The 18,184-nt window shown below is 67.5% G+C and carries 16 protein-coding genes; 11 read left to right on the top strand and 5 right to left on the bottom strand.

The features are described from left to right. Positions 1-16: 16 nt before the first annotated feature. From AC2FAN_RS24250 to trmB, 3 genes are all read left to right on the top strand, one after another. Positions 17-427 carry a helix-turn-helix domain-containing protein gene (locus AC2FAN_RS24250; RefSeq protein ID WP_265054952.1) on the top strand — a complete coding sequence of 137 codons (411 nt, stop codon included), beginning with the start codon at positions 17-19 and terminating at the stop codon, positions 425-427. Positions 428-583: 156 nt separating this feature from the next. Further along, positions 584-1,789: a methionine adenosyltransferase gene (gene metK, locus AC2FAN_RS24245; RefSeq protein ID WP_265050965.1), complete on the top strand. Its 1,206-nt coding sequence runs from the start codon at positions 584-586 to the stop codon at positions 1,787-1,789. Positions 1,790-2,003: 214 nt separating this feature from the next. Further along, positions 2,004-2,699 (top strand): tRNA (guanine(46)-N(7))-methyltransferase TrmB, encoded by a 696-nt coding sequence (gene trmB, locus AC2FAN_RS24240; RefSeq protein WP_485176670.1) that lies wholly within the window; start codon positions 2,004-2,006, stop codon positions 2,697-2,699. On the opposite strand, the gene AC2FAN_RS24235 is transcribed toward trmB, so the two are convergent. Next, positions 2,674-3,762 (bottom strand): DUF2336 domain-containing protein, encoded by a 1,089-nt coding sequence (locus AC2FAN_RS24235; RefSeq protein WP_485176668.1) that lies wholly within the window; start codon positions 3,760-3,762, stop codon positions 2,674-2,676. The two genes, trmB and AC2FAN_RS24235, sit on opposite strands and share 26 nt — an antisense overlap. A gap of 217 nt (positions 3,763-3,979) precedes the next feature. Between AC2FAN_RS24235 and rimP the strand changes: the two genes are divergently transcribed. The 6 genes from rimP to truB all read left to right on the top strand — a co-directional run bounded on the left by rimP (position 3,980) and on the right by truB (position 11,272). After that, entirely contained in the window at positions 3,980-4,672 is a 693-nt protein-coding gene (gene rimP / locus AC2FAN_RS24230) for a ribosome maturation factor RimP (protein WP_265050968.1), read from the top strand. Positions 4,673-4,677: 5 nt separating this feature from the next. Continuing rightward, positions 4,678-6,270 (top strand): transcription termination factor NusA, encoded by a 1,593-nt coding sequence (gene nusA, locus AC2FAN_RS24225; protein ID WP_476805977.1) that lies wholly within the window; start codon positions 4,678-4,680, stop codon positions 6,268-6,270. A gap of 14 nt (positions 6,271-6,284) precedes the next feature. After that, positions 6,285-6,974 carry an RNA-binding protein gene (locus AC2FAN_RS24220; RefSeq protein WP_485176667.1) on the top strand — a complete coding sequence of 230 codons (690 nt, stop codon included), beginning with the start codon at positions 6,285-6,287 and terminating at the stop codon, positions 6,972-6,974. Continuing rightward, complete coding sequence (gene infB, locus AC2FAN_RS24215; protein WP_485176666.1) at positions 6,971-9,790, top strand: translation initiation factor IF-2; 2,820 nt, start codon at positions 6,971-6,973, stop codon at positions 9,788-9,790. Before AC2FAN_RS24220 ends, infB begins: the two co-directional genes overlap by 4 nt. A gap of 101 nt (positions 9,791-9,891) precedes the next feature. After that, positions 9,892-10,335 carry a 30S ribosome-binding factor RbfA gene (gene rbfA / locus AC2FAN_RS24210; protein ID WP_265050972.1) on the top strand — a complete coding sequence of 148 codons (444 nt, stop codon included), beginning with the start codon at positions 9,892-9,894 and terminating at the stop codon, positions 10,333-10,335. Next, positions 10,325-11,272, top strand: a complete 948-nt coding sequence (gene truB, locus AC2FAN_RS24205; RefSeq protein ID WP_265054953.1) for a tRNA pseudouridine(55) synthase TruB — start codon at positions 10,325-10,327, stop codon at positions 11,270-11,272. Before rbfA ends, truB begins: the two co-directional genes overlap by 11 nt. A gap of 126 nt (positions 11,273-11,398) precedes the next feature. Here the strand turns inward: truB and hemA are convergent, their stop codons facing one another. The 3 genes from hemA to AC2FAN_RS24190 all read right to left on the bottom strand — a co-directional run bounded on the left by hemA (position 11,399) and on the right by AC2FAN_RS24190 (position 14,795). Next, on the bottom strand, positions 11,399-12,610 hold the full coding sequence (gene hemA, locus AC2FAN_RS24200; RefSeq protein ID WP_485176665.1) for a 5-aminolevulinate synthase: 1,212 nt from the start codon (positions 12,608-12,610) through the stop codon (positions 11,399-11,401). 81 nt (positions 12,611-12,691) lie between these two features. Continuing rightward, the gene (locus AC2FAN_RS24195) at positions 12,692-13,942 is read right to left on the bottom strand and encodes an allantoate amidohydrolase (protein WP_485176664.1); all 1,251 of its coding nucleotides are present in this window, start codon (positions 13,940-13,942) and stop codon (positions 12,692-12,694) included. Between the two features lie 106 nt (positions 13,943-14,048). Further along, positions 14,049-14,795 carry an SDR family NAD(P)-dependent oxidoreductase gene (locus AC2FAN_RS24190; RefSeq protein ID WP_485176662.1) on the bottom strand — a complete coding sequence of 249 codons (747 nt, stop codon included), beginning with the start codon at positions 14,793-14,795 and terminating at the stop codon, positions 14,049-14,051. A 371-nt stretch (positions 14,796-15,166) separates the two neighbouring features. On the opposite strand from AC2FAN_RS24190, the gene AC2FAN_RS24185 reads away from it, so the two are divergent. Then, positions 15,167-16,024: a WecB/TagA/CpsF family glycosyltransferase gene (locus AC2FAN_RS24185; protein WP_485176661.1), complete on the top strand. Its 858-nt coding sequence runs from the start codon at positions 15,167-15,169 to the stop codon at positions 16,022-16,024. A 10-nt stretch (positions 16,025-16,034) separates the two neighbouring features. Further along, entirely contained in the window at positions 16,035-16,937 is a 903-nt protein-coding gene (locus AC2FAN_RS24180; protein WP_485176660.1) for a DUF6492 family protein, read from the top strand. On the opposite strand, the gene AC2FAN_RS24175 is transcribed toward AC2FAN_RS24180, so the two are convergent. Then, positions 16,929-18,170: a lipopolysaccharide biosynthesis protein gene (locus AC2FAN_RS24175; RefSeq protein ID WP_485176659.1), complete on the bottom strand. Its 1,242-nt coding sequence runs from the start codon at positions 18,168-18,170 to the stop codon at positions 16,929-16,931. The genes AC2FAN_RS24180 and AC2FAN_RS24175 overlap by 9 nt on opposite strands. Positions 18,171-18,184 lie beyond the last annotated feature (14 nt).

Below are 18,184 nucleotides of genomic sequence, written 5' to 3'. Positions count from 1 at the left end.
GAGCAGGCTAATCATGATCAAGAAAGTCCCCAACCCGATCGACAGGCATGTCGGCAGCCGCGTCCGTATGCGCCGAATGCTCGCCGGCATCAGCCAGGAAAAGCTCGGCGATGCGCTGGGCCTGACGTTCCAGCAGGTTCAGAAATACGAAAAGGGCTCCAACCGCATCAGCGCGAGCCGCCTGCAGCAGATCGCCAAAGAGCTCGACGTACCCGTTGCCTTCTTCTTCGACGGAGCTCCTTCGGGCGATGCGCCTTCCGGCGGTTTCGCCGATTCCGCTGCCACCGCCTATATTTCCGACTTCCTGACGACCAGCGAAGGCGTGCAGCTCACCAAGGCCTTCACCCGCATCAAGAGCGGCCGCGTTCGGCGCCGGATTATCGATCTCGTCGAGGCGTTGGCTGAGGAAGACGGCGAAAAAGCCTGATTCTGCCTCGATTTTGTTCGTCTTGACGAACAATACTTTCGATTAACGGATTTGTTGGCTTGACGGCGAACGCGTCCGCTGCGATGACGGCGTGTTCTTCAAGCTGGTGCGAGGCGCCGGCCTTTTCGATGTGCCGCTTCAGGGGGTCCTGCGACCGTGTCACGCCAGAATTATCTTTTCACCAGCGAGTCCGTCTCCGAGGGACATCCCGACAAGGTCTGCGACCGGATCTCGGACGAAATCGTCGATCTGTTCTTCAAGGAGGCGGTCAAGGCCGGCTATGAGCCGTCCAAGGTTCGCGTCGCGGCCGAGACGCTGGCGACGACCAACCGCGTCGTTATCGCCGGCGAGGTCCGTACCCATCTCGACGAGAAGCAGATCAAGTCCAAGGTGAAGTCGGCCGCCCGCAAGGCGATCCGCAACATCGGCTACGAGCAGGACGGCTTCCACTGGAAGAAGTGCAAGATCGACGTGCTGCTGCATCCGCAGTCGGCTGATATCGCCCAGGGCGTCGACGAGACCGGCAACAAGGATGTCGGCGCCGGCGACCAGGGCATCATGTTCGGCTATGCCAGCCGCGAGACGCCCGAGCTGCTGCCCGCTCCGATCTACTACGCCCACAAGATCCTCGAGACACTGACGCTCGCCCGCAAGAAGGGCGAAGGCGATGCCGCCAAGCTCGGCCCCGACGCCAAGAGCCAGGTCACGGTCAAGTACGAGAACGGCAAGCCGGTCGGCGTCACGCAGATCGTGCTCTCGACCCAGCATCTCGACGAGTCGCTGAGCTCGGCCGATGTCCGCAAGATCGTCGAGCCCTATATCCGCCAGGCCCTGCCGGAAGGCTGGATCTCCAAGGACACCGTCTGGCACATCAATCCGACCGGCAAGTTCGTGATCGGTGGTCCCGACGGCGACGCCGGCCTCACCGGCCGCAAGATCATCGTCGACACCTATGGCGGCGCGGCTCCGCATGGCGGCGGCGCCTTCTCCGGCAAGGACCCGACCAAGGTCGACCGCTCTGCGGCTTATGCAGCCCGCTACCTCGCCAAGAACATCGTTGCGGCCAAGCTCGCCGACCGCGCCACGATCCAGCTCTCCTACGCCATCGGCGTCGCCAAGCCGCTGTCGATCTATGTCGATCTGCACGGGACCGGCAAGGTCGAGGAATCGAAGCTGGAGGACGTGCTGGGCAAGCTCGTCGATCTCTCGCCGAACGGCATTCGCAACCATCTCGGCCTCAACAAGCCGATCTATGCGAAGACCTCGGCCTACGGCCATTTCGGCCGCAAGGCCGGCCGCGACGGCAGCTTCTCCTGGGAGAAGACCGACCTCGTCGATGCGCTCAAGAAGGCTGTCGCCTGAAACGACCTCGTCGGGTCATGAGCAAGAAGGCCGGGGTCCACCCGGCCTTTTTCTTTTGACTTGCTGGATAAGGCCGTTGAAACACCGCGGTGATCCGGGGCTTGACCCGGAATTCATCGGAGGGCTCTGGAGCTCCATGATGGATTCCGGATCTCCGCTTCGCTGCGTCCGGAATGACGGCGCTTGATCGGACAATGCGGTACGAACACGGATCATGACCCACGACCCCGACCACGACGAAAGGGCCTTCTACGGCCGCCGCAAGGGCAAGGCGCTGCGCGACGGCCAGAGCCACCTGATCGAACACACCCTGCCGCGCCTGCGCCTGCCGGAAGGCGAGATCGCCGATCTGAAGGCGCTGTTCCCCGAGCCGGTGGAGGCCGTGCGACTGGAGATCGGGTTCGGCGGCGGGGAGCATCTGCTGATGCGCATGCGCGAGAGCCCGCAGATCGGCTTCATCGGCGTCGAGCCGTTCATCAACGGCATGGCCAAGTTTCTCGCCGTCGCCGAGCGCGAGGGGCTGACTAATATCCGGGTCTGGGACGGCGATGCGGCCCTGTTGCTGCCGCGGCTTCCGGCCGGCAGCCTCGATGCCATCGACCTGCTTTATCCCGATCCATGGCCGAAGCGCCGCCAGCGCAAGCGCCGCTTTGTCTCCGAACGGACTCTGGCCCTGTTCGCCCGGGCTCTGAAGGCTGGAGGGCGCTTCCGCTTCGCCAGCGATATCGACGATTATGTCGGCTGGACGCTGTCGCGGCTGCTCGCCTCGCCCGATTTCGACTGGGCCGACGAGCGGCCGGGCGACTGGCGCACCCCCTATCCCGGCTGGATCCGGACGCGCTACGAGGCGAAGGCGGTGCGCGAAGGCCGCATCTCCAGCTACCTCACGGCTTGGCGTCGCGCATCCTGAGGAAGCCGAGCACGCGCTGGGCCGTGCTCTGTGCGAGATTGCGGAAGCTGTCGCGGGCGCGATCGACGGCGGCCTGCGATTTTCCGAAATCCTTGCGCAGCGAGATCAGCGCCGCCGTCGTCTCCCACGACCAGCCGAGGCCGCGCGCGACGATCAGGATCGCCTCGCGATCGGTGCCGAGAATGACCTGTTCGCTCGCCGGCAGGCTGAGCTGCGCCAGCACGGCGACGGCGCAGGTGGCGTGCTCGGTCGCGGCCTGTTGCGCGAAGCTGCGAACCTTCTCCTCGTCGAGCAGGCCGGCTTCGTTCAGTTCCCGGATCTCCACGAGCGCCGCGCTGATGGCGCCGAGCTCGCCGGGCATCTGGCCGCCGGCCGCGATGGCATCGGCGCCGCGCTCGACCGCGCCGTCGACATCCCCGGCCAGCGTCGGTTCCAGGCTTTCGCTCAGGCGACGGCGGGCGGAGCTCTTGGCGGCGGCCATGAGCTGGCCGACCAGCTCGGCCGGAATATCGCGCCGCAGGCCGAGCGTGGCCTGGAGCGCATCGTCCTGTGCCGCCCGCATCACGAGCACGCCCATGCCGTGGCGGGAAAAGCGCGCGGTCTGGTTGGCAGCGACCGCATGGGTCACGACGCGCCCGCCGCGCAGGATGAGGAAGTCGGTGACCGGCTCGCCGAGGTCCGGCCGCTCGGTGATGGCGAGCATGTGGTCGCGGCCCTTGGTTGCGGAGACCGCGACGAGGTCCTGATCGGTCAGGCGCGGCGATTGCACCAGCACCGCGCGCGCCACGGCGATCTCGTCGAGGGCAAGCTGGCGCACCACGCCGCTCGGCGCATTGGGCACGGGCGCAATGCGTTCCGACAGTTCGACGCGGGCGCGCAACTCGATCGCCCGCGACAGCCGCCCGATGACCGCGTCGAAGACGCCGACCTGCTCCTCGTCCATGTCGATCGCGGTCGCGAGGAAGAGATCCGTCAGGCGCGAGAGAACGACGGCGCGCTCGTCGCTGGAGCCGCGCGCCATCGTCGTTTCGAGGTCTCGCAGCAGCGTTGCGACCGCACTCATACTCTGTCCTCAACCACTATCACGTTTCCCACATTGGCCGGGAAGGATGACCATCGGGTTATCGCCGATGCGCGGAGCTTGCATATCGGGGCGATGCGGACTAAATAGCGCCCAACAGCTCTGGTATCGGTTAACGCCGGTGATCAAGAGCGGGCCGGCCGGCCCGCTCTTTTTTATTGGCCGCAACCCGCCGGAGGCAGACGGGACGGCCCGGGGCATGACGACAAGCGAACCGACAGCATCATCCGCTCATGAAGCCCGACTTGTTGTCGAAGGCGGCGTGGCGGCGCGTGTCGCCACGATCATCGAGCCGGCGATCGTCGATCTCGGCTACCGGCTGGTGCGTGTGCGCGTGACCGCGCAGAACGGCTGCACCGTGCAGATCATGGCCGAGCGGCCCGATGGCTCGATGACGGTCGAGGGTTGCGAGGAGATCAGCCAGGCGGTTTCGCCGGTGCTCGACGTCGACGATCCCATTCAGGCGGCCTATTATCTCGAGGTGTCGTCGCCGGGCATCGACCGGCCGCTGGTACGTGCGAGCGACTTCGAGCGCTGGGCCGGCCATCTCGCCAAGATCGACACGAGCGAGCCGGTTTCCGGCCGCAAGCGCTTCCGCGGCATCCTGCGTGGCGTGGCCGGGAAGGATGCGCTGCTGACGCGGGACGACGCCAAGAGCGAGGAAGAGCGCGACGTCGCAATTCCGATGCGCTTGATCGCCGAGGCGCGGCTGGTTCTGACCGATGCGCTCGTCACGGAATCGCTGCGCCGCGGCAAGTCCGGCCTGCCGCCGGAGATGCCGGCGGCCGAAGAGATCGCCAGCCCGAAGAAGGGCCGAGGGAAATCGCTGGGACCGCGACCGGGCAAGACCGGCAATGCGGTTCCGCAAAGCAACGATACCGAAGAGGAGTGAGCGTCATGGTCGTCAGCGCCAACAGGCTCGAACTGCTGCAGATCGCCGACGCGGTGGCGCGCGAGAAGTCGATCGATCGCCAGATCGTCGTCGATGCCATGCAGGACGCCATCGCCAAGGCCGCCCGCTCGCGCTACGGCGCCGAGACCGACGTCCATGCCGAGATCAGCACCAAGACCGGCGAGCTGCGCCTCGCCCGCCATCTCCAGGTCGTCGAGACCGTCGAGAACCCGGCGATCGAGATCACGGTCGACGAGGCCAAGCGCCACAACCCGGCCGCCCAGGTCGGCGACGTCATCGCCGATCCGCTGCCGCCCTTCGATTTCGGCCGCATCGCCGCCCAGTCGGCCAAGCAGGTCATCGTCCAGAAGGTGCGCGAGGCCGAGCGTGACCGTCAGTACGACGAGTACAAGGATCGCATCGGCGAGATCGTCAACGGTGCGGTCAAGCGCGTCGAGTACGGCAACGTCTTCGTCGATCTCGGCCGTGGCGAAGCCATCATCCGCCGCGACGAGATGATCCCGCGCGAGACCTTCAAGGTCGGTGACCGCGCCCGCGCCTATGTCTACGACGTGCGCCGCGAGCCGCGCGGCCCGCAGATCTTCCTGTCGCGAACCCATCCGCAGTTCATGGCCAAGCTCTTCGGCCAGGAAGTGCCTGAGATCTATGACGGGATCGTCGAGGTGAAGGCCGTGGCCCGCGATCCGGGTTCGCGCGCCAAGATCGCCGTGATCTCCCGCGATTCCTCGATCGATCCGGTCGGCGCCTGCGTCGGCATGCGTGGTTCGCGCGTGCAGGCCGTCGTCGGCGAGCTGCAGGGCGAGAAGATCGACATCATTCCGTGGTCGCCGGATGTCGCGACCTTCGTCGTCAACGCGCTGCAGCCGGCGGAAGTCGCGAAGGTGGTGCTCGACGAGGAAGCCGACAAGATCGAGGTCGTGGTGCCCGACGAGCAGCTCTCGCTCGCCATCGGCCGCCGCGGCCAGAACGTGCGCCTCGCCTCGCAGCTCACCGGCTGGGATATCGACATCCTGACGGAAGCCGAGGAGTCGGAGCGCCGCCAGAAGGAATTCCTGCAGCGCACCGAGATCTTCATGAACGCGCTGAACGTCGATGAGACGGTCGGCCAGCTGCTGGCTTCGGAAGGCTTCCGCAACGTCGAGGAGCTCGCCTATGTCGACCTCGCCGAGCTCGCCTCGATCGAGGGCTTCGACGAGGACACCGCCGGCGAGATCCAGAGCCGTGCGCTCGAGCATCTGGCCACCATCGAGGCCGAGCTCGACGAGAAGCGCCGCGCTCTCGGCGTCGAGGACGCCTTGCGCGAGGTCGATGGCGTCACCACTTCCATGATGGTCGCTTTCGGCGAGAACGACGTGAAGAGCGTCGAGGATCTCGCGGGCTGCGCCACGGACGACCTGATCGGCTGGACCGAGCGCAAGGACGGCGAGTCGACCCGTCACGCCGGCTATCTCGACGGCTTCGATCTCTCCCGCCAGGATGCCGAGGCCATCATCATGGCTGCGCGCGTCCACGCCGGCTGGATCGAGGCGCCGACCGAGGAGCCCGAGACCGAAGCCGACGAGGCGGCAGAGGCCTGAGCGGAGCTGTCGCGGTGAAGGCGGCGCAGAAGGATGGTCAGGAGCGGAGCTGCGTCGTCACGCGCACCGTGAAGAAGCCTGACGATCTGATCCGCTTCGTCGCCGGACCGGATGGCGTGCTCGTGCCGGATCTGCGGCGCAAGCTGCCCGGCCGCGGTGTCTGGGCCAGCTTGAGCCGCAAGACCGTGGCCGAGGCGATCAAGCGAAAAGCCTTCGAGCGCTCGCTCAAGGCGAAGGTCGCGGTTCCGGCTGATTTGCCGGATATGATCGACCGGTTGATGCATCGGGACGCGCTGCAGGCGCTGTCGATGGCCAACAAGGCCGGCCTCGTCATCGCCGGCTTTGCCAAGGTCGAGGCGCTCGTTGAATCAGGCCGCTGCCTCGCAGTCGTCGCGGCGAGCGACGGAGCCGAGGACGGCAAGCGCAAGATCGGCCAGTCGGTCCGCAGGTTGGCGGCGGCCCGCGCGGCCGAAGGGCTCAAGGCCCGGGAATTGCCCGTCGTCGCGATTTTCACGGCGGCGGATTTGGAATTGGCGTTGGGGCGGGCACATGTGATACATGCCGCGCTTGCTCCGGGACCAGCGGCCGAGGGCGTGCTCTCGCGCTGGCGTCGGCTCGTCCGTTACCGGACGGACGATACCGCCGCACCCGACCAGAACGACACTGAAGACACGACCGAACCGGCAGGACCGAACGCGGAATGACCGATACCAAAAACCCGGGCGACAAGACTCTTTCCGTCAACCCGCCCAAGACCCTGTCGCTGAAGCGGCCTGTCGAGCAGAGCACTGTTCGCCAGAGCTTCTCGCATGGGCGCTCCAAGCAGGTCGTCGTCGAGGTCAAGCGCCGCGCCGGCGGGCCGGAGGTGAAGGAACCCGTCGCGCCGCGTCCTCCGCAGGCTCCGACGCAGCAGGCCGCTCCGCAGCCCCGCCCCGCGCCCGCTCCGCAGCGTCCGGCCGGCAGCATGCTGCTGCGGACTTTGTCCGACGAGGAGAAGGATGCGCGTCAGCGCGCCCTCGCCGAAGCGCGCAGCACCGAGGCCGAGGCGCGCCGCGCCGCCGAGGAGGATGCCCGCCAGCGTGCGGCCGCCGCCGACCGCGAGCGCCAGGAGCGCGAGGCCGCCCAGGCGCGCCAGCGCCAGGAAGAGGAACGCCGTCGCCACGAAGACGAGCAGAAGCGTCGCGCCGAGAGCGTCGTGCGCCAGCGCGAGGATCACGCGCCCCGCCCGGCCGCTCCGCCCGCCGCGCCGCGCGATGCCGCTCCCCAGGCAGCGGCCCCCGCGCCGCAGCCGACCCAGTATTTTGGCCGTCCGGCCCCGTCCGGCCCGCGCGAGTTCGCGCCGCGGCAGCCGATGCGCGACACCGGTGCGCGTCCGCCGCGCCTCGATAGCCGCCCGCCGCGCTCGGATGCGCCCAGGCCGCCCCGGGTGGATGCCTCGGCCCCCGCCGAGCCCGCCATCGCGCGTCCCGCCCGTCAGGTGCCGTCCAGCGGCGCCCCGCGCAATCGCTCGGATGACGTCGACGTCAAGGCCGCGTTCCGCCGTCCCGGCGTGGGCGCCGGCGCCGGCCGTGGTCCCGCTCCGGCGGCGCCGAAGACGCCGAAGACCACCAACGACAAGCCGCGCGGCCGTCTGACGCTCGCCACCGCCACGGGCGGCGACGACGAGCGGACGCGTTCGGTCGCCTCATTCCGCCGCCGCGTGCAGCGGATGACCGGGCACCGGGCCTCCGACGCGCAGAAGGAACGCGTGATGCGCGAGGTGATCATCCCCGAGACGATCACCATCCAGGAACTGGCCAACCGCATGACGGAGCGGGCTGTCGACGTCATCCGCCTGCTGATGAAGCAGGGCGCGATGCACAAGATCACCGATGTGATCGACGCCGACACCGCTCAGCTCATCGCCGAGGAGATGGGCCACACCGTCAAGCGCGTCGCCGAATCCGACGTCGAGGAAGGCCTGTTCGATACGCCTGATATCGACGAGACCCTCGCGTCCCGCCCGGCGGTCGTGACCATCATGGGCCATGTCGACCACGGCAAGACCTCGCTGCTCGATGCGATCCGCAAGACCAAGGTCGTCACCGGCGAGGCCGGCGGCATCACCCAGCATATCGGCGCCTATCAGGTGACGACCCCGCTGGGCAGCCAGGTGACCTTCATCGACACCCCCGGCCACGCCGCCTTTACGGCGATGCGCGCCCGCGGCGCCAAGGTGACGGACGTCGTCGTGCTCGTCGTGGCCGCCGATGACGGCGTCATGCCGCAGACCGCCGAGGCGATTCATCACGCCAAGGCTGCCGGCGTGCCGCTGATCGTCGCGATCAACAAGGTCGACAAGCCCGATGCCAACCCCGACCGGGTGCGTGCCGAGCTCTTGCAGTACGAGATCCAGGTCGAATCGCTCGGCGGTGAGACCCTCGAGGTCTCGGTGTCCGCCAAGACCGGGCAGAATCTCGACAAGCTGCTCGAGGCGATCGCGCTTCAGGCCGAACTGCTCGATCTCAAGGCCAATCCCGAGCGCCCCGCCGAAGGCACGGTCATCGAGGCCAAGCTCGACCGCGGTCGTGGTCCGGTCGCGACCGTGCTCGTCCAGCGCGGCACGCTGCGCACCGGTGACATCGTCGTCGCCGGCGCCGAATGGGGCCGCGTCCGCGCCTTGATCGCCGATACCGGCGCGCAGGTGAAGGAGGCTCCGCCCTCCATGCCGGTCGAGGTTCTCGGCTTCAACGGCACGCCCGAGGCCGGCGACCGCGTCGCGGTGGTCGAGTCGGAAGCGCGTGCCCGCGAGATCACCGATTATCGCGAGCGTCAGCGTCGTGATCGCCTCGCCGCGCGCGGTGCCGCCTCCGGCGCCGGCCGTTCGCTGGCCGAGATGATGCGCGAGCTCAAGGAAGGCGCGGGCCGCAAGGAGTTCCCGCTCGTCGTCAAGGGCGACGTGCAGGGCTCTGTCGAGGCCATCGTCGGAGCGCTCGAGAAGGTCGGCAACGAGGAGGTGCGGGCTCGCGTCCTGTCCTCGGGCGTCGGCGCCATCACCGAGTCGGACGTCACGCTCGCCCAGGCTTCGGGCGCTGTCGTGGTCGGCTTCAACGTGCGCGCCCACAAGGAAGCGCGCGAGGCGGCCGACAGGGCCGGCGTCGAGATCCGCTACTACAACATCATCTACAACCTGATGGATGACGTGAAGGACGCGATGTCGGGCCTGCTGGCGCCGACGCTGCGCGAAACCATGCTCGGCAACGCGTCGATCCTCGAGATCTTCAACGTCTCGAAGGTCGGCAAGATCGCCGGTTGCCGCGTCACCGACGGTACGATCGAGCGCGGCGCCAATGTCCGCCTGATCCGCGACAACGTCGTCGTCCACGAGGGCAAGCTGGGGCAGCTCAAGCGCTTCAAGGACGATGCAAAGGAAGTCGTCGCCGGCCAGGAATGCGGCATGTCCTTCGAGAACTACCAGGACATGCGCCCTGGCGACGTGATCGAGTGCTACCGCGTCGAAGAGATCAAGCGCAGCCTCTGAGCTGCCGCGCGATCGTTCCGACCAGGACAACGATGGCCGGGCCCGAGGCCCGGCCATGACGTTCAACCGTCCGTCCGGTCCGATCCCGGAGAACGAGAACCATGGCAAAACCCATCAAGACATCCGGTCCGTCCCAGCGGCAGCTGCGCGTCGGCGAACTGATCAGGCACGCGCTGGCCGACATGCTCTCGCGCGGCGATATTCACGACGATGTGCTGGCGAAATACGTCGTCACCGTGCCGGAGGTGCGCCTCTCGCCTGATCTCAAGCTCGCCACGGCCTATATCATGCCGCTCGGTGGGCAGGATGTTAAGCCGGTGCTCAAGGCGCTCGAAGGCCACAAGCGCTATATCCGCGGCGAGATCGCCCATCGCGTGAACCTGAAATATGCGCCGGATGTCCGCTTCCGCGCCGATGAGAGCTTCGCGGAAGCCGAGCGCATCGATGCGCTGCTCGACACCGAGGAGGTCCGCCGCGACACGCTGCGCCAGCGCCTGAAGATCGACCAGGACCAAGAAGACGACGACCGTGACCATGACAACTGAGAGTACCCCCGAAGCCACCGAGAGCCGGGAGGGCAGCCCGGCCCCGCGCCCCAAGAAGCGCGACATCCATGGCTGGGTGGTGCTCGACAAGCCGGTCGGCATGACCTCGACCCATGCGGTCGCGGTGGTCAAGCGCGCCTTTTCCGCCAAGAAGGCCGGCCATGCCGGCACGCTCGATCCGCTGGCGTCCGGCCTGCTGCCGATCGCGCTCGGCGAGGCGACCAAGACCGTTCCCTTCGTCATGGACGGGCGCAAGGCCTATCAGTTCACCGTCGCCTGGGGCACGCAGACCGACACCGACGACACCGAGGGCAAGGTCATCGCGACCTCCGAGCTGCGTCCTGACGAAGCCGCCATCGCGGCCCTACTGCCGCGCTTCACCGGCACGATCCTGCAGACGCCGCCGAAGTTCTCCGCGATCAAGATCGCCGGCGAGCGCGCCTACGACCTCGCCCGCGACGGCGAGGAGGTCCAGCTCGAAGCCCGTCCGGTCGAGATCGATGCACTCTCCATCGTCAGCCATGACGGTGCCACCACCACCTTCGAGGCCGAATGCGGCAAGGGCACCTATGTCCGCGCCATCGCCCGCGATCTCGGCCTCGCGCTTGGCTGCCTCGGCCATGTCGCGCATCTGCGCCGCACCCGCGTCGGCCCCTTCGCGATCGAGGATGCGGCCGGGGTGGAAACCCTGCGCGAAAGCCCGGAGCGTGCGCTCGAGGCGCTGCTGCCGGTCAAGGCCGCCCTGACGCTGATCCCGGAAATCGTGATGCATCGCGACGCGGCTGCCCGTATCAAGCGCGGCCAGAGCGCCTTGCTGCGGGGCGCCGGAGCGCCGGTGGAGGCGCAGGCTGCCTACGCCACCTGCGGCGGAACGCTGGTCGCGACCGGCTCGGTCGAGAACGGCGAATTCGTCCCCCACCGCGTCTTCAATCTCTGAAGGCGTGACGCGGCACGCTCGGGCTCGGCCCGAGCATCTCATGCCGGAGAAGGCTCCCGGCGCGTTCTTGTCCTGAGATTCTCGGGTCTGCGCTTCGCTGCGCCCGAGAATGACGCCTCGACAGCGTTACGCCGCTCGCTTCAGCCCATCCCGCAGCCAGATCGCGCCCAGCGCCGCCACCAGCCGGTCGATATCGGCGTCGGAGTGGAAGGGCGAGGGCGTGATCCGCAGGCGCTCGGTGCCGCGCGGCACGGTCGGGTAGTTGATCGGCTGGACATAGATGTCGAAGCGCGCCAGCAGCTCGTCGCTGATCGCCTTGCAGGCCTTCGCCTCGCCGACCATCACCGGCACGATATGGCTGGGATTGCCGAGATGCGGGATACCGGCGGCATCCAGCTTTCGGCGTAGCGCCACGACGCGGTCCTGCTGGCGTTCGCGCTCCACCGCGCTTTCCTTAAGATGCCGGATCGCCGCGATCGCGCCCGCCGCCACGGCCGGCGGCAGCGAGCTCGAGAAGATGAAGCCGGAGGCGAAGCTGCGGATGAAATCGCAGAGCGCGGCCGAGCCGGTGATATAGCCGCCGATCACACCGAAGGACTTCGCCAGCGTGCCCTGGATCAGCGTCAGCCGGTCGGTCAGGCCTTCGCGCTCGGAGATGCCGCCGCCGCGCGGGCCGTAGAGCCCCACGGCATGGACCTCGTCGATATAGGTCATCGCGCCGAATTCATCGGCGATGTCGCAGAATTCCCGGATCGGCGCGATGTCGCCATCCATCGAGTAGACCGACTCGAAGGCGATCAGCTTCGGCCTGTTCGGATCGAGCGCGGCCAGCTTGCGGCGCAGGTCTGCGGGGTCGTTATGGGCGAAGATCAGCTTCTCGACACGCGAATGGCGGATGCCTTCGATCATCGAGGCGTGATTGAGCGCATCGGTCAGGATGACGCAGCCGGGGATGCGCGCGGCGAGCGTCGACAGCGACGCCCAGTTCGACATGTAGCCGGAGTTGAATAGCAGCGCCGCTTCCTTGCCGTGCAGGTCGGCGAGCTCGCGCTCCAGCAGGACGTGGTAGTGATTGGTGCCGCCGATGTTGCGGGTGCCACCGGCGCCCGCGCCGCTGCCGTCGAGCGCCTCATGCATTGCCGCGAGCACTTTCGGGTGCTGACCCATGCCGAGATAGTCGTTCGAGCACCAGACGGTGACGTCGCGCGGGCCGCCCTCGCCATGATAGGTCGCGATGGGGAAGCGGCCGGCCTGACGCTCCAGATCGGCGAAGACGCGGTAGCGGCCCTCGCGGTGCAGCCCGTCCAGTTCGCGGCGGAAGAAATTCTCGAAATCCATTGCCAGCCTCCTGCGGCGCGCCTCTCCTAAGGCTTTCGGACGCGTCGCGGAATGGTGCGCGGTGTCGCGGCTGGAATTCTTCTACTTCGACCGTCCGGCAAGTTCCAGAATCGTTTCGAGCAGAACCTTGATCGCGATGCCGGCATCGGCCTCGCTCATGTTCTCCAATGGCGAATGGCTGATGCCCTTCTCGTTGCGCACGAAGAGCATCGCGGCTGGCGCGATCGCCGCCATGGTCATGGCGTCATGCCCGGCGCCGGACGGCAGACGGCGGCCGGCGATGTTGGTGCCGCTGCGGACGATGCCGGCGGTGAAGGCGTCCTGCAGGCGCGGATCCATCGGGACGGCAGCGGCCTTGGCATAGGGCACGATCTCGAGCCCGACGCCGCGACGCGTGGCGATCTCCGCGAAGCGGCTGCGGATCTCGGTCTCCATCGCGGCCAGCGTCTCGTTCTTCGGCGCACGGTAGTCGATGGTGAATTCGGCGGCGCCGGGTACGACATTGGTCGCGCCGGGCTCAGGCCTGAGCACACCGACCGTGCCGACCGCCAGCTCGTGCCCGGTCGCGATCTGCTCCAGCGCCAATGCCATCTCGGCGGCGGCGGTGAGGGCATCCTTGCGCAGCGCCATCGGCACGGTGCCGGCATGGCCAGCTTCGCCGGTGACGCGCACCCGCGCCCGGCTCTGGGCGTTGATGGCGGTGACGATGCCGACCGGCTCGTTCTCGGCCTCCAGCACGGGCCCCTGCTCGATATGGACTTCGAGATAGGCCTGGATCGAGCCGGGCTTGCGGGCGAGAGCCGCGATGCCGCCGGGGTCTCCCCCGAAGGCGAGCAGCGCATCGCCGAGCTTCACGCCCTCGCTGTCGCGTGCGTCGAGCCAGGCCGGATCATAGGCGCCCGCCAGCGCCTCGGAGGTCGACAGATGCGTCGGGAAGCGCACGTTCTCCTCGTCGCCGAAGGCCACGACCTCGATCGCGAAGGGCAGGCTGATCCCGGCATCGCGCAGGGCTTGGACCGCGAGGATGCCGGCGACGACGCCGAGATTGCCGTCGAAGCGCCCGCCGTCCTTCACCGTGTCGATATGCGAGCCGATCAGCACGATCGGAGCTCCCGGCACCGTGCCTTCGCGCCGCCCCTGCACCGAGCCGGCGGCGTCGATGAAGGCGCTCAGCCCCGCCACTTCCATCGCGCCCTTGACCCATTCCGCCGCCTGCCGGTGCGCCGGCGAGAGGTACAGCCTCGTCAGCTTGCCCGGCTCGTCGCTGAAGCGGTTGAGGCCGGCGAGCGCGGCAAAGGCGCGGGCGCCGAGGACGGCGGCGGAGGGAAGCATCTGCGTCATCAGCGAAAGGTTAGAGCAGGGCTGGCGAAACTGCGACCGGCATTTTCGCCAAGCTGCTTGTCTCAGGCGGCATTGGTGGCGGCGCTTCCCGCTGGTTTCAGTAGGTCGCGCGCCCGCCCGACAGGTCGAACACGCCCGCCGTGGTGAAGCTGTTCTCGGCCGACGCCAGGAAGGCGACCATCGAGGCGACCTCGTCCGGCAGCAGGAAGCGCCCGCGCGGGATCTTCGCCAGCATGTAGCCGATATGCTCCTCGCTCATCTGGTCGAAGATGCGGGTGCGGGCCGCGGCCGGCGTGATGCAGTTCACGGCGATGTCCTTGTCGGCCAGCTCCTTGCCGAGCGACTTGGTCAGCGCGATCACCGCGGCCTTCGAAGCCGAATAGGCCGAGGCGTTGGGATTGCCCTCCTTGCCGGCGATCGAGGCGACCAGGACGATACGGCCGTAATTGCGCTTGAGCATGCCGGGAATGACCGCCCGGCAGCAATGCAGCGTGCCGTCGAGATTGAGCCGCATCACGCGCGCCCAGTCTTCGAGCGGATAATCCCAGGTCTTGTGGTTGGGTCCGGCGATGCCGGCGCTGGTGACGAGGATGTCGACGCTGCCATGCCTGGCTTCAAGCGCATCGCTCGCCTTCTGGACGGCATCGGCATCGGTGACGTCGACCGCAAGGCCGATCGCGCCATGGCCGATCTCCGCGGCGGCCTTCTCGGCCAGCGTTCCGTCCAGGTCCCAGATCGCGACGGTCGCGCCGCTTGCGGCGAAACGCTCGGCAACGGCCCGGCCGATCCCTTGCGCCCCGCCCGTCACGACGGCGACGCGGTTCTTTAAATCGATTTGGTTCATGCCCCTCAGCCTCCCTGTGTCGTTCGGACAAGCCTAGCCGCGCCGATCGGTACCGGCCAGAGGGCGCGTTCGTTTCGGACATTTGTGCAGACCAGCCATGCGCGGCGTTAAGGACGACGGCAGAAAATCGGTGCCGAGCGCCACGTCGAATCCGTCCCGGATCGGGACGGTCGATGGCATCGCGTCCCGCAGTGGAACGGCCCGAGGGGCGGGAAGCAGGCATGGCCGAAGTCCGAGGGAGCAATTCGTGCCGCTTCGGAACAACGCATTGTTTCTGCAAGAGTTTTGCCGTTAACGCGAACCCGCGGATTTGGGGAAGGTGCCGTTCACCTTTCGCCGGACTTTGCCTTGACCCGTGCCTTGGAACGGCCATGACATTGATGTCATCAAGCGCCAACAAGTGCCAGGGGATCGACAGCTTCGTGCCCGCAACCGTCTCCATCACGATCGCCAGGGAAGCCGCCGACCGCAAACGCTCGGGCTACGCCAAGCGCGATATCGGTGGCGTTGGCATCGCCGTGATGGATCGCGAAGCGGCGATCGCCGAGCTTGCCGACGCAATCGCCACGGGGGGCCACATCAAGCTCGCCTTCTGCAACGCCAATCTGGTCAACGTCGCCGCGAATGACGTCGCCCTGCAGCGCAGCCTCTCGACCTTTCTCGTGCTGGCGGACGGCATCGGCGTCGATATCGGCAGCTGGATGCTTTACGGGGAGCCTTTCCCGGCCAATCTCAACGGCACCGATTTCTTCCCGGCCTTCTTTGCCGGACAGCAGCGCCCGATGCGGATCGCGCTGTTGGGGGGCAAGCCCGGTGTCGCAAACCGGGCCGTCGCGCAGCTCTCGCAACGCTATCCGAACCATCGCTTCAGCGCCCTCTCGCACGGCTTCTACGCGCCGGCTGAGGAAAAGCAGCTTCTCGACCGGCTGAAGGCCGAGCGGCCCGACATGTTGCTCGTCGCCATGGGCAATCCCCTGCAGGAGCGTTTCATCGCCGAGAAGCTCGGGCCGCAGCATTGCGCTGCAGCGGCGGGCGTCGGCGCGCTGTTCGACTTTTTCGCCGGCGAGGTGTCGCGGGCGCCCGATCTGGCGCGCAAGGCGCGCCTCGAATGGGCCTACCGTCTCTGGCTCGAGCCGCGCCGGCTCTGGCGCCGCTATGTGCTGGGCAATCCGGCCTTCCTGACGCGCATGCTGTGGCAATATGCGACCGGCGGCAGGCGCAGCGGGTGAGTTCGCCGGAGTGATCACTACATTCGCCTTGGCGACGCCGAGCTATCGGGGCGATCTCGACCGCTGCCGGCTGCTCTGCGCCAGCATCGATCGTTTCGTCAGCGGCCAGGCCGTCCACTACCTGCTGGTGGAAGATCGTGACGTCCCGCTTTTTCGCGATCTCGAAGGGCCGCGCCGGCGTATCCTGCCCGAATCCCAATTGCTGCCGCGCTGGCTGAAGCCCTTTCCCGATCCGCTGAGCTTCGGCAAGCGGCGGATCTGGACGGGGCTCGGCGCCGCGGCTCGCGGCCTGCCGCCGCTGCGCGGCTGGCACGCGCAGCAATTGCGCAAGTTCGCCGTCGCCAAGGCCTGCAGCGAGGACGTCATCCTCTTCGCCGATTCCGACATGCTCTTCGTCAGGCCCTTCGAGCTCGAGAGCCTTGAGAAAGACGGGGCCATCCGCCTCTACCGCAAGCCGGACGCCATCACCGCCGACATGGCGCGCCATCGGCCATGGTGCGAGAACGCCGCAACTCCGCTCGGTCTCGGCCGGCCCAGCTATCCGGGACCAGACTACATCAACAATCTCGTGAGCTGGCGCCGCGAGCATGTATTGTCGCTGCTGGCCAGGATCGAGCGCGAGAGCGGCCGCGACTGGGTCAGCGCCATCGCGCGTGACCGCCAGTTCTCCGAGTACCTGATCTACGGCTACTACGTCGAACGCGTGCTCGGGCTGGAAGCGGCCGGGCACTGGCCGGATGCCCGCGAGCTCTGCAAGGTCTACTGGTTGAACGAGGATATGGAAGGCTTCGACCGGCTCGGTTCCTTCGAGGAGGTGCTCGAGCCCTGGCAGGTCGCGATCGGCATACAGTCCTTCATCGGCCAGCCGCTCGACCGGATCCGCGCGCTGTTCGAGCTGCAGGCCTCAGCGTGACGCAGGCCGCCCGGCCCGAGCGAGCAGCCCGTAGGTGAAGCCGGCCGAGACGAGATAGACCAGCCCGAAGACGAGGTTCATCCAGCCGGCCCAGGCCTCGCCTTCGGCAAAGCGCGACATCACGGCCGAGATCAGCGCGGCCTTCAGCGCGGTCAGCAGGCACAAAAGCGCGGTACGCGAGCCGGTCCGCTCCCGCGCATAGAGCAGCTCGGCATGGTACTCGACGAGATTGCGGAAGGCCGGGACAAGCAGCATCGGCGCGAACAGATAGGCGGCTTCGGAGACATTGCGGCCGAGCAGCCCCGGGAAAGGCTTGAGCGCGACGATGACCGCCATGAAGCCGCCGATCGAGATCAGCGCAATGCCGATCTCGAAGCAGGCGAGCCGCCTGAGGCCGCCGAGCCCGCGATCCGTCATGATCTTCTGCACCAGCATCTGGGTGAAGCTGCGCACCGGCATCGCCGTCAGGTCGATGACCCGGAGCGCGATGGCGTAGAGCCCGGCGGTGCGCTCGCCGGCGAGGCCGAGCACCAGCAGCTTGTCGAGCTCGGCCTGGATGTAGAAGACGATGTCGGCCGCACCCGCGTAGACTGCATCGGCCATGCGGCGCGGATAGAGGCTGCGCACCAGGCGCCAGCGCGATGCCGGCAGGAAGGCGGTCAGCGCGATCAGGGCGCTCGCCATCGTCGCGGCGCCATAGGCGAGGACCCAGCTTTCGAGGCTGGCATGGCCGAAGGCCATGAAGAGCAGCGCCGCGATCGTGCGCAGCCCCGAGCCGATGATGACGAGGAGCGCCGCTTGCCGGAAGCGGCGCAGGCCGTTGTTGACGATGGCGACGACCTCGACGGGCCGCCAGCCCAGCACTTCCGCGACGATGATGACCGCGAATGGTAGGATGGCGAGCCGGTCCGCGAACAACAGCGCATAGACAATGGCGGCGACAGCGGCGATCAGCGGCAGCGACAGCAGGCTGAGCGCGCTGAAGCCCGCGAGATAGGCCCCGAGCAGGCGCGGCTTCACCGTCGCGACGCGATAGAGCGGCGAGATGAATCCGAAGGCGAGCAGGCGCGACAGGATCAGCCCCGTCGAGGACGCCGCAGCGAACAATCCGAATTCGCCGAGGGTCAACGTATTCGCAACGATGAGGAAGTAGACAAGGGAGATGGTGAGCCGGCCGGCGGAGCCGCTCAGGATGGTGAGGTAGGCGGAAATGGTGGCACGATCTGGCAGCATGGTCCGTTCTCGCG

It is taken from the genome of Allobosea sp. RIT-PG3_2 (assembly GCF_057321085.1).
This window is presented reverse-complemented; position numbering and strand designations above follow the sequence as displayed.